The 14,067-nt window shown below is 47.1% G+C and carries 14 protein-coding genes and 1 other RNA gene; 7 read left to right on the top strand and 8 right to left on the bottom strand.

Annotated features, from left to right (window positions below; translation table 11 throughout):
* Positions 1-212: 212 nt before the first annotated feature.
* Positions 213-476 (bottom strand): photosystem I reaction center subunit PsaK, encoded by a 264-nt coding sequence (gene psaK, locus QGP82_RS19210; RefSeq protein WP_006516666.1) that lies wholly within the window; start codon positions 474-476, stop codon positions 213-215.
* A 163-nt stretch (positions 477-639) separates the two neighbouring features.
* Here psaK and QGP82_RS19205 point away from each other — a divergent pair, with 163 nt between their 5' ends.
* The 4 genes from QGP82_RS19205 to thiD all read left to right on the top strand — a co-directional run bounded on the left by QGP82_RS19205 (position 640) and on the right by thiD (position 4,733).
* Positions 640-1,071 (top strand): hypothetical protein, encoded by a 432-nt coding sequence (locus QGP82_RS19205; RefSeq protein WP_163699274.1) that lies wholly within the window; start codon positions 640-642, stop codon positions 1,069-1,071.
* Between the two features lie 306 nt (positions 1,072-1,377).
* Positions 1,378-2,217: a cell division protein FtsQ/DivIB gene (locus tag QGP82_RS19200; RefSeq protein WP_163671243.1), complete on the top strand. Its 840-nt coding sequence runs from the start codon at positions 1,378-1,380 to the stop codon at positions 2,215-2,217.
* Between the two features lie 523 nt (positions 2,218-2,740).
* The gene (gene ftsZ, locus QGP82_RS19195; protein ID WP_431732100.1) at positions 2,741-3,919 is read left to right on the top strand and encodes a cell division protein FtsZ; all 1,179 of its coding nucleotides are present in this window, start codon (positions 2,741-2,743) and stop codon (positions 3,917-3,919) included.
* Between the two features lie 13 nt (positions 3,920-3,932).
* Positions 3,933-4,733 carry a bifunctional hydroxymethylpyrimidine kinase/phosphomethylpyrimidine kinase gene (thiD, locus tag QGP82_RS19190; RefSeq protein WP_163699278.1) on the top strand — a complete coding sequence of 267 codons (801 nt, stop codon included), beginning with the start codon at positions 3,933-3,935 and terminating at the stop codon, positions 4,731-4,733.
* A 46-nt stretch (positions 4,734-4,779) separates the two neighbouring features.
* Here thiD and QGP82_RS19185 read toward each other — a convergent pair whose 3' ends face one another.
* From QGP82_RS19185 to QGP82_RS19160, 6 genes are all read right to left on the bottom strand, one after another.
* On the bottom strand, positions 4,780-5,235 hold the full coding sequence (locus QGP82_RS19185) for a hypothetical protein (RefSeq protein WP_163671246.1): 456 nt from the start codon (positions 5,233-5,235) through the stop codon (positions 4,780-4,782).
* Positions 5,236-5,432: 197 nt separating this feature from the next.
* Complete coding sequence (locus QGP82_RS19180) at positions 5,433-5,801, bottom strand: hypothetical protein (RefSeq protein ID WP_163699280.1); 369 nt, start codon at positions 5,799-5,801, stop codon at positions 5,433-5,435.
* 153 nt (positions 5,802-5,954) lie between these two features.
* Positions 5,955-6,051, bottom strand: an RNA gene (ffs, locus tag QGP82_RS19175) — signal recognition particle sRNA small type.
* Positions 6,052-6,085: 34 nt separating this feature from the next.
* A complete protein-coding gene (locus QGP82_RS19170; RefSeq protein WP_499060707.1) occupies positions 6,086-6,928 on the bottom strand; it encodes a DUF4388 domain-containing protein in 843 nt (280 codons plus the stop codon).
* Positions 6,929-7,048: 120 nt separating this feature from the next.
* Positions 7,049-7,420 (bottom strand): roadblock/LC7 domain-containing protein, encoded by a 372-nt coding sequence (locus QGP82_RS19165; RefSeq protein ID WP_006516674.1) that lies wholly within the window; start codon positions 7,418-7,420, stop codon positions 7,049-7,051.
* Positions 7,421-7,586: 166 nt separating this feature from the next.
* Positions 7,587-9,116, bottom strand: coding sequence for a YifB family Mg chelatase-like AAA ATPase (locus QGP82_RS19160; protein WP_499060706.1), 1,530 nt, complete (start codon positions 9,114-9,116; stop codon positions 7,587-7,589).
* Between the two features lie 429 nt (positions 9,117-9,545).
* Between QGP82_RS19160 and QGP82_RS19155 the strand changes: the two genes are divergently transcribed.
* From QGP82_RS19155 to psbA, 3 genes are all read left to right on the top strand, one after another.
* Entirely contained in the window at positions 9,546-9,854 is a 309-nt protein-coding gene (locus QGP82_RS19155) for a hypothetical protein (RefSeq protein ID WP_499060705.1), read from the top strand.
* Positions 9,855-10,027: 173 nt separating this feature from the next.
* A complete protein-coding gene (locus tag QGP82_RS19150; protein WP_499060704.1) occupies positions 10,028-10,372 on the top strand; it encodes a histidine triad nucleotide-binding protein in 345 nt (114 codons plus the stop codon).
* A gap of 206 nt (positions 10,373-10,578) precedes the next feature.
* Positions 10,579-11,661 carry a photosystem II q(b) protein gene (gene psbA / locus QGP82_RS19145; RefSeq protein ID WP_499060702.1) on the top strand — a complete coding sequence of 361 codons (1,083 nt, stop codon included), beginning with the start codon at positions 10,579-10,581 and terminating at the stop codon, positions 11,659-11,661.
* A 137-nt stretch (positions 11,662-11,798) separates the two neighbouring features.
* On the opposite strand, the gene QGP82_RS19140 is transcribed toward psbA, so the two are convergent.
* Entirely contained in the window at positions 11,799-13,913 is a 2,115-nt protein-coding gene (locus QGP82_RS19140; RefSeq protein WP_499060701.1) for a S8 family serine peptidase, read from the bottom strand.
* Positions 13,914-14,067: the final 154 nt, after the last annotated feature.

Below are 14,067 nucleotides of genomic sequence, written 5' to 3'. Positions count from 1 at the left end.
CACTGATATGGGATGTGTGTTTTAGCCTCCATCCCACTCCCTAGGGCAACGCACTCCCTACGTCTCACCTCCCACACAAAAAAAAGCTGGCGATTTTATTCCCCAGCTTTTGATTGAGATGTTCTTAAAGTGAAATGTTATTTGAGCCTATCTAGTCAGGCTATCTAGCCGATAGGGCTAGATAGCCTGATGGATGATGATCTCTAACGGATTTAGAGCACACCGATAGTGGCCAAACCGATGATGGCACCAATACCGATCACGTGACCTAGGCTAGTACAAGCCAACATTGCACCATGGCCCATGCCACCGAAAAATTCGGAGGAAGGTAGACCAAGGCCAACGTTCTTATGCTTAATACCGTAGTTACCGAGTGCGATCGCAAGTACGTTACAAATGATCATGACGAGACCCACTTTGGGGCTCCAAGCAACAGTGGCGGGAGTCACTGCCAATAAAGAAGGTAAGTAAAGCAAGTTACCGTCTCCTCTCAGAAATAGTATGGTTTTGAAGTCTTGAGGCCGACTTAGCGCAAACTAAGTACAAACCTTGTCATCATCTTTCATCAATGCGAAAGATCAACGACCGCCTCGTTGCAAGACTTTACAATGGAAGCATAAATACCTATGTGCACGCCCCATGATTCACGGTTTACTCTGGCTTCCCTTGCTGATCTTCTTTTTTTGGATTACCTGGGCAGGCTGGAACGAGTACAAAAAAGTCGAAACCTATAAGCAATGGGCTACTCAGTTTGAACGTGCTAAGTACGATATCTATGCCGCTCTAGGGCAAGTAGAGCGTACACTGACGTGGGGCTTACCCACTCGTCAAGGCGTCATCGATCTGCAAACCATCCAATTCGCTCAGATTCGCACCATCGATCTGCTGATCCAGGGTGACGACGCATTTACTCAAACAGTCAAAGGTACAGCTAAAAAAAGTGAGGCCGTCATCCAGCTCAATCTACAAGACGGTAAAACACCACAGATTCCATTTACAGATGTGGAACTGGCTAAACAGTGGCATGGTTTCTTAGCACAAACATTACAGGCAACGGAAAATGCAGCATAGCGATCGGCACTGAATTCAAACCTTAAAATTCAAAACCGCCCCCTTCACCCATAGCCTCGTCCTAATAAACAGATCATCCCGGGCACTACTTTTTTTCCAAGAAGTGTCAGAATATCTGCACTATTTGCAAAGCTGAATGCTTAAATATATTCTCCAGCTATCCCAGGAGACCTAAATTAACCTCATTACTGGATAACATCAGTCATTAGCCACCTCGCTCTAACGCTTCGTTTGGCAAGCTCCCGTCGAAACGCCGCTTCTCCTTTTCCCCACTGGCACCACCAACAGTCACTCATTACACCTCCCATGCCAGACATTCCTGAATACTCTCAAGCAACCTTGGCCAGCCGTCGGCAAGACCTCAAACAGCGGCGTCAAAGACTTTTTTGGCAACAGCTATGGCGGCAAACGGCCATGGTTGGGTTAACTTTAGGCTGTTTGAGTTTAGCTACATCCAATCGTTGGCATATTCACTCCACTGAGCAGATCAACCTCAGTGGTAATCAACTGCTGCCCGATGAAGAGGTTTATGAACTAATAGATATTGACTATCCTAAATCCCTTTTAAAGGTACGTCCCCTAGATTTAGAACATGCCTTGACCGATAAGGGACCTATCGAGGACGCCATCGTTAGGCGGCGGCTGTTACCCCCCGGTTTAAATATCCGCATTCGGGAACGAACACCGGTTGCGATCGCTCTTCCAAATGTGGACGTTGCCATTAAGTCTCTAGACGATGATCCCCAGAGTTTTTCTCAGATGGGGCTCTTAGATGCCAACGGCTATTGGATGCCCTACAACAGCTTTACTCAACTAGGGTCTCAAGAACCCAAGCTACAGGTTCAGGGCATGCGTCCGGCGTATCAAAAACACTGGTCGGACATCTACCAAATGTTACAAAAAAATCCGGTATCCGTCTCTCTTCTTGATTGGCGTGATCCAGCCAATTTAATTCTGCATACAGACCTTGGTATTGTGCACATGGGTCCCTATGGGCAGAATTTTTCTAAACAACTGACTGCCCTCGATCGAATGCGAAATTTGAACGCCAAAATGAATATCGAAGAAATCGCCTTCATTGACCTGCGTAATCCCGACAATCCCACCTTAGAAATACTCCAGGCAACAAAGACTCAAGCCCCTTAAAACAGCCTAAAAATAATGTCGCTTGAGATCGCTCAATACATTACTACGTAGTAGTCTTCGGTTATAGATACTGATATTTATCGGCCCCTTATAACGACTATCTTTTGTTTTCAATCCATATGGTTAGTTTGCGCTTTTTAGAAGCCAGTTCTTACCCATTTAAATTCTTGAAGTAATCAGTAAGTTGAGTTGGTTTTTTAAGCAAGTTCCCGTATAGTTGACTAGAATATGCCCCCATAGTGTTCGAAATTAATCTTTAAAATCTCTGTGAAGCTTTGAGAAAGCATATTTCAAGCTTTCTCTGCCTAGATTGATGAATTACCTCAATCTTCTATTGGCGGAGACCTGCCCTGCTTGGTTTGTAATTGCTATATAGTTAGTTCTTACTTTTGCGGCAGTCGCGTGTGTTCTGTGACTGATTGGGTCAATAGCTCACTGATATCTCGTATACCTTTGCCCTATGTCTAAATCATCCTCACACAACTCTCACGGAAATTCGGGTCTGGGCCTCAATATGTCTGATATGAATAATAATCATCGTAATGAACCTGCGTTGAGTAATGCAGCTATGGGGAATGATATTGTGCCTGGGAGTATGGCGAGGATTAAGGTTGTTGGTGTAGGTGGTGGCGGGTGCAATGCCGTTAACCGAATGATCGATACCGGCGTATCGGGTATTGAGTTTTGGGCATTGAACACCGACGCTCAAGCATTGACTAAAGCGAATAGCGCTAATCCATTACAGCTGGGTCAAAAGCTGACCCGTGGATTGGGCGCAGGCGGCAATCCAGCCATTGGCCAAAAAGCAGCTGAAGAATCAAGGGATGAAATTTCCACCGCAATCGAAGGTGCGGACCTGGTTTTCATCACTGCCGGTATGGGTGGGGGCACTGGCACCGGCGCAGCTCCCGTGGTCGCAGAAGCTGCTAAAGAAGCAGGCGCACTCACCATTGGTGTTGTTACTCGTCCTTTTACCTTTGAAGGTCGTCGTCGCACAACCCAGTCAGAAGAAGGGATCATGGCGCTACAGGAATGTGTAGATACCCTGATCATTATTCCTAATGACAAGCTACTGTCAGTTATTTCAGAGCAAACCCCGGTACAAGAGGCCTTTCGTTTCGCTGATGATATTTTGCGCCAAGGTGTACAGGGCATTTCTGACATCATCACCATTTCTGGTTTGGTGAACGTTGATTTTGCTGATGTACGTGCCGTTATGGCCGATGCAGGCTCTGCCTTGATGGGTATTGGTGTGGGCTCTGGTAAATCCCGTGCCCGTGAAGCAGCCATTGCGGCAATTTCATCACCGTTGCTAGAAACCTCCATTGATGGCGCGACGGGGGCTGTCCTTAATATCACGGGTGGCAACGACATGACCCTACATGAGGTGAATGCCGCAGCAGAAATTATTTACGAGGCGGTTGATCCTAACGCAAACATCATCTTTGGTGCCGTAATTGATGAGCGGATGCAGGGTGAAGTCCGCATTACAGTGATTGCCACTGGTTTCAATAGTAATAGTGAATTTGGTGGTACGGCTGCCGTTGCCACGTCTCCATCAAGGATTGCTCCGCTACAACGGCCATCTTCAATCGGTTCTAAACCAGCTGATTTACCATCAAGTATCCCAAGCAATCGCCCCAGTATTGCCCCCGATCTGGATATTCCAGATTTCCTGCAGCGGCGGCGACAGTCGCGATAGGTAGCGGTTTTTTATGGCTTATATTCCACCAGTTGCTTTAACCATCGCGGGCTCAGATAGCGGTGGGGGGGCTGGAATTCAGGCAGATCTGCGTACCTTTTCATTCCATGCTGTTCATGGAACCAGTGCGCTTACATGCATTACAGCTCAGAATACCCAAGGCGTATCGCGGGTTGATGCCCTAGCCCCAGAGGCTATCATTGCTCAGATTGAGGCAGTGTTTACTGATATGGGGGTTCAGGCTCTGAAAACGGGCATGTTGCTCAATCAACCGATCATTGAGGCGGTGACTGATTATCTCAAGGGGTTGGTCGATGTGGACTGCGTGATTGATCCGGTCATGGTATCGCGCACAGGGGCACAGCTAATAGATGATAATGCGATCGCAGCTCTAAAAAAGCTGATTCCTCTCGCCACGGTTCTCACCCCCAATCGCTACGAAGCTGAAATCCTCAGCGGTCAATCTATTAAGACCCTAGAACATATGAAAACCGCAGCCCAGGCTATTCATGGCTTGGGTGCCAAAGCCGTTATCGTTAAAGGTGGTGGTTTTGATAACGAACTGCGCGGCATTGATGTTTGGTATGACGGCACGACCCTAACCAAGCTAACCACCAGCTGCATCGACACCGCCGACACCCATGGCACTGGCTGCACCCTCTCCGCAGCCATTACTGCCAATCTCGCCCTGGGTCATACGCCATTTGAGGCTGCTAAACGCGCCAAAGAGTATGTCACACAGGCATTAAACTACTCACTCCGGATCGGCACAGGCCAGGGACCGGTTGGACATTTTTATCCATTATTGACGTAGGGATGTATGTAGGGGTGTTGCATGCAACACCCCTACATACGTTTTCTCAATCCCCGTCTGGTTTCGGCCACACACTCTCCCAATCGGGACATTCATCATAATCTTCTGGTCCATGGGGATGGAGCGCACAAACCAGCATCTGCCCACCATAACTCTCACCATGATAATAAGAGCAACCTGCACACTTGGGATGGTTCTGTAGCCAGGGTGTGAGGGTTTGATGGATTGGAGCCATGGTCTGCTCACACCAGCTCACCATGGAACCGACTACGGGATCCAGCTGAGTTTCTAAATCATCAAGAGCCTGGGATATAGGCGGTGAGATATTTTCCACCACCTGCTCCGCTAGCTCATCAGCCAGTTCATCTGCGGCATCCAATACTGGGCTCACAACATTTACAGCCTGCTCTGCTAGTACATCCAAGAATTGTTCAGTCTGCTCTAAAGTACTGTGAACAGCCTCTTGCAGATCTTGTTGTAGTTGTTTTAGCCAGTCGTCCATAACGATGGAAAGTCAAGAAGAGCCATAGGTAAAAGAATAAACTCTCAGAAAGGTGAGAAATAGAAGAAATCTGATTTTTGAATGTTGAATTCTTAGTTGATGACCACCCAATACATCACCCCTGAGTCATGCTTATGGGTAAACAGGGTTAACAGCTGTTAACTCAAAACTAAAAATTAAAACCCTCAATATTAAACTCAATCGTCGTCGTCTTTCAGACGTTGCAACTCAGTCTGAAGCTCTTCAATTTCTTTACGTAGAGCATCAGTTGCTGCTCGATCGTCAGGTTCATCGTCTTCAATAATTTCAATTTTACGGGGTGCGCTATCAGCAGATTGGGTAGATTCAGTCGCAGCAGCTGAGCTCTGGGCACGGTCAACCATATCGTTGACTATTTTCTGGGCTTCATCAGCCGTAATTTCACCACGAGCCACCAACTCATCGACTAGCTTTTGGGCCTGTAGTCGTAGATCACTAAACCCATCACCTGCTTTTTCAGATGCATAAGACGCTAAGCCTACACCTAAATAGAATGCTTTTTGCACCAACTGGCCAAAGTCTGCCACGACCCCATACTCCTCTAACAATATTTGGTGAATAAGTGAAACAGCCCCATCACTCTTATATCTCCAGTTTTAACAGCGGATCTCGACAGTGTGTAGCGTGCTCAACCGTCGGATAGCCGTACCTGAATGGAGCAGATACACCATAAAAACAGAGGAGACCCGGAGACTACGCCTATCTCAAGCATCCCGTATTGCTGCTACCTTCCGGTCCTGACAAGATTTGGGCGTTGCGATCGCATAGATCCGAGTCACTTACTAGCATAGCACCGTTTTCCCACACCTATCTAAGAGGACTTTGGTACCTGGCGTAAAAACTCGATTAGATTGCGGAAAAATTTAGGACTGAGCGGCTCTCCAGATTCATCTGTAAAAATTGAGTCAGGCGTATCAGCTGCCTCTGAAAGCATCATGGGTACTTCCTCAGCCAGCCCAATAAAGATTAAACGAAATGCAATACGCTGAACTTCTTCAATGGGCAGCATCAAGCCCTGAGCAATTTGACTAAGGGATTTTTTTTCATCCATCAGCCGCCAGACACTCCACTCCGCTTGATTAATACGTACATTAGGCTGACCGCGTATCAGACTGACTAAGGCCGACTGCGGGTGGGGCAGTTTGTCTTTAAAGGCTGTCCAATCTTTCAAAATACGCAGTCCTGGCAAAACCACCTCAGTAGCAACGACACTGAGGCCAGTCATTTCCACCTTAGGCAGGGGCGCATCCGGGTCAAATGTAAAATAACCATCTGGCACTTGGAATAAATCACAAATCTGACGAATGACTTGAGCCGCGAACAAGATTTGTAATTGCTTGGGGCTTAAGACTCCTTGAGCACGTAAAAATCTTCCCAAAGGTTGATCCACAGGGCAACGACGAATCAACCGCTCTATCATCGTGGTACTGAGGTAACGACGATGGTTAATTAAAGTAGCGAGACAGCGACAATCCAACCGATTTGTCACCGTGACAATACGACCACGATGAAGCCATATGAAATAGTACTTAGGTTGTGCTTGCCTAGGAGTCGTTAGCCCCTGAATAGCAAGCAGTCCCGTCTTCTTGCCATCTTGCAAAAGCTGGAAAACCTCTGGCAGTGAAATATCTGAGAGATAACCGTTGACAGACATGCTGTACGATAGCGACGATACGGCATTAGCGTTGCGCTATTGAACAGCATATATCAACCAGAATTGTTCTGGAGAATTGCTTTAATTGCAGCCTCCTGACCGTCGTCCAAATCAGGGGAACTACACCAACAGCGCTTGAAGTTCACCCACAGCTCGCTTTACCTCAAGGTTCAAGATGCCTTTCTTAACCATGCGGGTAGCTAGCACCAAAAAAACAGCTTCTTCTCCACAGTTACTCAAAATGCAGTAACCGGCTTCTCCATCAATCGCAATCTGACTGACTTTGCCCCGCAATAGCTCACTACCTATCCTCTCCCCTAAGGAGACAAGGGCTGCCGACATCGCTGATACTCGCTCTTCATCCATGTGGCTTGGTAGCACAGCCACCAGGGGTAAACCATCCGGCGTGACTAAGGCTACCCCTTCAATATCATTTGTGCCACTGACAAAATTATAGAGAGCCGCTTGGAGTTTAGCCGCATTGATGGCCATAATTTACTTCGTGAATCACCCAACGTATCTACGAACAACTATGATATAGCGTCCTCAGTAACAGCACTTGAGAGCCATTTCATAAATGAATATTTTCTCGGACTTAACTAGTAGCACCTGTCGGCACATCTTCTAAATAAGTTCCGCATAAGTTCCGATGAGCTTATTACTGCATGCGATCTATCGTACGGTACTGAATCGCTTCAGCTATATGGGTAGACTCTAAACTGTCAACAGCAGCAAGATCGGCAATTGTGCGAGCAACTTTTAAGATCCGGTCAGTGGCACGGGCTGACAACCCCAGCTTACGCACTGCGGTTTCTAATAAGGTGCGTGATGAATCGTCCAGTTGACACCATTGACGCAGATGCCGACTTTCTAAATCGGCATTGCACTGTAGCTTAGGTTCACTCGAAAACCTAGATTGCGATCGCCATCGAGCCAACTCCACACGCTGACGCACTGGCTCTGACGGTTCGCCCGACTGATATCCGGTGATTTCTTCAGGCTTTAACCGACTCACCACTACTTGCAAATCAATCCGATCCATTAAGGGACCTGACAATTTAGCCCAGTACTGTTCTCGGCTACGAGGTGTACATGTACAAGGCTGTACAGTATCCCCAAAAAAACCACAGGGGCAGGGATTAGTACTCGCTACCAACGTAAACTGGGCTGGAAATTCCACAGACTGACGCGTACGCGCAATGCTTACATAGCCATCCTCCAAAGGCTGCCGCAAAAACTCCAGCACCTTGCGATTAAATTCCGTCAGCTCATCAAGAAAGAGAATACCGCGATGGGCCAAAGAAATTTCTCCTGGCTTTGGAAATGTTCCACCCCCCACCAAAGATGGCCCCGATGCAGAATGATGAGGACTACGAAACGGTCGCTCAGTTACTAATGTCCCCTTATCTTTAAGCAGGCCAGCCACTGAATGAATTTGAGTAACCTCCAGAGCTTCTTGAAAGTTCAGAGGCGGCAAAATAGTTGATAGGCGACGGGCCAACATGGTTTTACCGCTACCAGGAGGCCCTACAAATATAAGGTTATGACCACCTGCCGCTGCAATTTCTAACGCTCGTCTTGCCTGAGCCTGACCTTTGACATCCCGTAAATCTACTGCATGGGGTTGGGCTTTAGCCAGAGATTCACAGCCATCGATAGTAAGTGGCATCCGCTCGCCAGGATTATTCAGAAAATCGACAACATCAGTAATCACCTTAAAACCATAAACCGCAAGACCCGGTACCACTGCCGCCTCTTGGGCATTATCCTCTGGGACAATTAGACCCTTGATCCCCAATTGAGGCGCTGCTGCTGCCATTGCCATCACACCCGCTATCGGTCTCAAGCTGCCATCAAGCGATAGCTCACCTAAAAGCAAATACCCATCTAAACTCTCTTGACTGACTAGACCAGACGCCGCCAAAATGCCAATGGCAATAGGCAAATCATAGATAGGGCCTTCTTTACGAACGTCAGCAGGCGTCAAATTTACTACAACTTTGCGCATCGGAAACGGAAAACCCGCATTTTTTAGTGCCGCCTTCACACGCTCACGTGATTCTTGCACAGCCGCATCAGGCAAACCCACTATGGCAACACTCGGTAGGCCTCCTGACAAATCCACTTCCACACCAACTTTTAAGGCATCAATACCGATTAAAGACGCACTCCAGATTCTTGCCAGCATGGTAGTCTCCTACATGTTTACGTAGAATGCCCAAGCATATAAATAGTGCGACTTGACCAGTGCAATTTGGGTAACTGGTTTGATCAGAAAACTACATACTATAAATACTTTAGTATTCTCGATGAATAGAGACTAAGCTGCACACCATCGGTTTCAATTAAAAATGTCCCCTATCATTGAGGTGTTTGAACTGGGCCGGTCAAATTGAATTGAATTGTGTAGTCACTTCCGGCTAAAGAGGCCCTGATTAGGACTAGGATCACAATTATGAACCATGAAATATGGTATCTGCATACTAGACAGTTGAATGACAAATGTGACTCTCCATCGATGTCCAGAGAAGCGATGCCTGCCACATCCCTTACACATATAAATCAGTTTTAAGAAATCATGCTGACGACTTCCAACTCCGCTGACGTCGCCATAACTATGCGCGAAAAGCAGCTCGCAGATGAGCACATGCAGGATGTGGAACTCTTATTAGAAAACATGTTTCTACGGGAAGAAGCAACGTTACAGCTTGTTTTGGACCGCCTCTATGACATCGGCTCCAATAACCTCATAAATTATCGCGTCAAACCTCGTCATCTCAACCGCCTCATGAAGTGGATCGCTCGTCTCACCAAACCAGCATTCCACTATTTGGCTGTGCGCTGGTCAAAAAAAAATTGCCCTAAATTAATCGCCGATTGGTTATACAGCCAAGTTCAGTTTCCTAAACCACCTGTAGGCAGCTAAACAGTTCTCAGAAAGTTAGGTTAAGAAAAATCGTCCATGGGATGCAGCTAATACCTTTGGACGAAGAATATTCATCACACACAATTTAAGACTCCCCCATCTCTTCAAAATCTTCGCCTTCTTAAGGCATCACTAACCCTTACAATGCGAAGCGTTATGCCCATCAACGCACCATGAGTGAAGACACAATTTTTAGCAAGATTATTCGCAAAGAAATACCTGCAGATATCGTTTATGAAGATGAGCTTTGTCTAGCCTTTCGCGATATCAGTCCCCAAGCACCTACTCACATATTAGTTATTCCTAAAAAGCCCATTCCCAAACTGTCAGACGCCGTGGTTGAGGATAAGCAGTTACTGGGGCATATGTTACTAACTGTAAAGGAAATTGCTGATGCCGAAGGCTTGAGTAACGGATATCGAGTAGTTATCAATACTGGCCAAGATGGCGGACAAACGGTCTTCCATCTCCATATGCATCTATTGGGTGGACGTTCATTAGCTTGGCCACCCGGATAAATTCTCACAATGAGCAACCAATCATTTTTTACGTAGAAATGTGTCGATCCAGGAAGTTTCGTATCGTACCCCTACAATGCGCTAAGCATATTTACTAATCTTATAAACGAGTCTTCACTCACTTAATTTGCCGCAGAGATTAAATTATTTATCTTTGTTTGCCTTCACAGTGATGTTGACTCATGTTCATAACTTCTATCATCACTATGACTTCTACTTTGCAATCCCGTGAACGGGCTGGCATGTGGGAGCAGTATTGTCAGTGGGTTACTAGTACTGACAACCGCATTTATGTTGGTTGGTTCGGCACTTTGATGATCCCTACTCTGCTAGCTGCTACTGCTTGTTTTGTCATCGCATTCATCGCTGCTCCTCCTGTTGATATTGACGGTATCCGTGAGCCCGTTGCTGGTTCTTTACTACTAGGCAACAACATCATTTCCGGTGCTGTAATTCCTTCTTCCAACGCTATCGGTCTACATTTCTACCCCATCTGGGAAGCTGCTTCTCTAGATGAGTGGTTGTATAACGGTGGCCCTTACCAGCTGGTCATTTTCCACTTCCTCATTGGCTGCTTTGCCTACATGGGTCGTCAGTGGGAACTGTCCTATCGCTTGGGAATGCGTCCTTGGATCTGTGTTGCTTACTCCGCACCTTTGGCGTCTGCAACTGCAGTATTCTTGATCTACCCCATCGGTCAGGGTTCATTCTCTGATGGTATGCCTCTAGGTATTTCCGGTACCTTCAACTTCATGCTGGTGTTCCAAGCTGAGCACAACATCCTGATGCACCCCTTCCACATGCTCGGTGTGGCGGGTGTCTTCGGCGGGTCTTTGTTCTCCGCAATGCATGGTTCTCTGGTAACGTCCTCCTTGGTTCGTGAGACCACTGAGACTGAGTCCCAGAACTATGGATACAAGTTTGGTCAGGAAGAAGAGACGTACAACATCGTTGCAGCCCACGGCTATTTCGGTCGTTTGATCTTCCAGTACGCATCCTTCAACAACAGCCGTTCTTTGCACTTCTTCTTGGGTGCTTGGCCCGTTGTTTGTATCTGGTTCACCGCGCTGGGCATCAGCACCATGGCCTTCAATCTGAATGGCTTTAACTTTAACCAGTCTATTTTGGACTCCCAGGGGCGTGTCGTTAGCACTTGGGCTGACGTGATCAACCGTGCCAACCTAGGTATGGAAGTAATGCACGAGCGTAACGCTCACAACTTCCCTCTAGATTTGGCTGCTGGTGCTGAAGTACCTGTTGCATTGAGCGCTCCTGCAATCAATGGCTAAGTACTTTAGTCTTGGCTAAGTTGTAAGGCATAAGCTAAAAAAGAGGGGCTCCTTTACGGAGCCCCTCTTTTTATTGATTTATAGCTTGATTGACAGCTAACTCACACCCTCCGCATGAAGAAGATGACGCACCAAACTTAAGCTAGCCTGACAGACGAATCAGTCAAGATTTGCCTAACCTGAGCGTGGGTTAAGTTCGGGTTTGCATCCAGCATCAGAGCAACTACACCAGCAACGTGCGGTGTTGCCATAGATGTTCCACTAGAGAAACCGTAGGTATTATTGGGTGTTGTGGAATAGACACGAACCCCTGGAGCAACTACATGCTGGAGATCGCTATTATTGCCAGGGCGATTGGAGAATCTAGCAATATCTTGATTAATATCAACAGCGCCTACAGAAATACCATACTGTGTCGCATATCGGGCCGGATTACCTGGGAACGGTAGCCCATTACCATTAGCATCCCCATTACCAGATGCACTCACCGTGATGACATTATTGCTAGCAGCATAGGCTAAGGCAGCTTGTATCTCCGGCGAATCAGTCCAGCCGAGGCTCATATTAATCACATCTGCACCGTTATCTACTGCGTAACGAATAGCTTGGGCCAGATTACCAGCATTAAGGAATCTGCCACCTGAAACATCTCCCATACGAATCGCCATGATGCTGGATTCATGGGCAACGCCTGTCACACCTATACCGTTATTAGCAGCGGCGATGGTGCCTGCCACATGGGTACCATGGCCCTGACCCGGATCGTTGGTTCCAGGCAAAACGTTGTTATTGTTTTGCCCCACGCCAAAGTTCCAACCGTTGATATCGTCGATGTAGCCATTGCCATCATCATCGACACCATTATTAGGGATCTCGTCAGTATTGACCCAAATGTTATCGCGCAAATCAGCATGATTAATATCTACCCCTGAGTCAATAACAGCGACTACCACTCCATCGCCGGTATATCCTCGAGCCCAGGCTTCCGGTGCATTCACCGAATCAAGGCCCCAGTTATTACCACCTAGATTTGCAACATCAGGTAGGGACGTAGCCTGGCCCAAAGCACGGGCTACGGCATCCGCTGCATTAACCAGCCCATAACCGTAGACATTGCTAAATGATGAGGGGGATGCTGTCACTTCAGCAGCATTCAACGTCAAACGATAGTTAGTGCTGGCAGTTGCATAGGGAAAGACACGAATATAGTAGGTACCTGCTGCCAAAGACCGATTGATTGATTCAGAACTTGAACCCGGTGCCCAAGACTGCCCAACCAACTGTCCAAGGCTATTGAATAGCTGTACATCGGCATCTGCACTTAGCCCTGTGAGTTCTAGGCTGAAGTTGCTATTCTGGTTAAGGCTAAAGCGATAGAAGTCGTTGGCATCGCCATTGCCGATAAAGTCTTGAAAAGACCGGCTGCTGCTGCCCAGCGTGCCAATATTACGAGCAGTCCTAAAGGTATTCCCTGCATTGTCTGGTACTGATAGCACATTGGCAGCCACTGCCAAACGATAGTTTGAATCTCCTCCGGCTGAGGAGACTCGAATGTAATAATCACCAGCATCTACAGCCTGCGTCATTTCCTCTGATGCTAGACCTTCACCATAGGAAGCTTCCAGGACTTTGCCATCACGATTGAGCAATTCGATATCCGCATTGGCCGTGAGGCCAGTTAATGCCAGCCTTAAACGACTGCGCTGCGTCAGGCTAAAGCGGTAGTAGTCATTTGCATCCGCTGCGCCCACAAAATCTTGAACTGTTTGATTACTACTCAAGACACCTAGATTATGGGCTGTTGTGAGCGTATTACCAGCTCTATCGGCCTGCTCAGGAGCTATTGCATCCTCTTGTGTTGCATAGCCGCCGTTGAGCAAAGTATCGAGGGAGCCATCTATATTTCTTATGAGTGCTCCCACCAGTCCTGTTAGCCAATCACTATCTGCCAAAGAACCGGATGAAGAGTCAATAGTTTGCTCGGGCAGGTATTCTGCCCTTCTGACCAACCCATTCCTCAAGGTTGGATGAATGGAGTCTAAAAACTCCTCATTCGTAATAGCAGTTAGAAAATCTGCGGTTTGATCCCAATTTATAATGTCAAGCGCTTCAGCCAGCTGAGTTAAGTCCTTTGGAGGAGGAGCGATAGTTTGTAAACGCTCTTGTCCAAAAGGAGTAGCATCATCACTTAGCAGCTGTGTGAGATCGGTAGCAAGACTTTCAGGAGAAAACGTCTCATTCAAGAACGCCATAGTTCTTTACTTACAAGCATTTTTAATACGTCAAGTGAAATTAGTAGATGAAACAGACAGTCCCATGTGCCACATACTGCAGACAGGGAAATCCAGACAGCAAGGTTCACCAAAACAGCTAAAACTGGCTTTTGGAAACCCACACATCTGTCAA

The sequence above is a fragment of the Leptothoe sp. LEGE 181152 genome, assembly GCF_032906605.1.
GTDB classification, from domain to species: Bacteria; Cyanobacteriota; Cyanobacteriia; order Phormidesmidales; family Phormidesmidaceae; genus Leptothoe; species Leptothoe turfae.
Note: the sequence above shows the minus strand (reverse complement) of the source record. Positions and strands in the feature narration are given on the sequence as shown.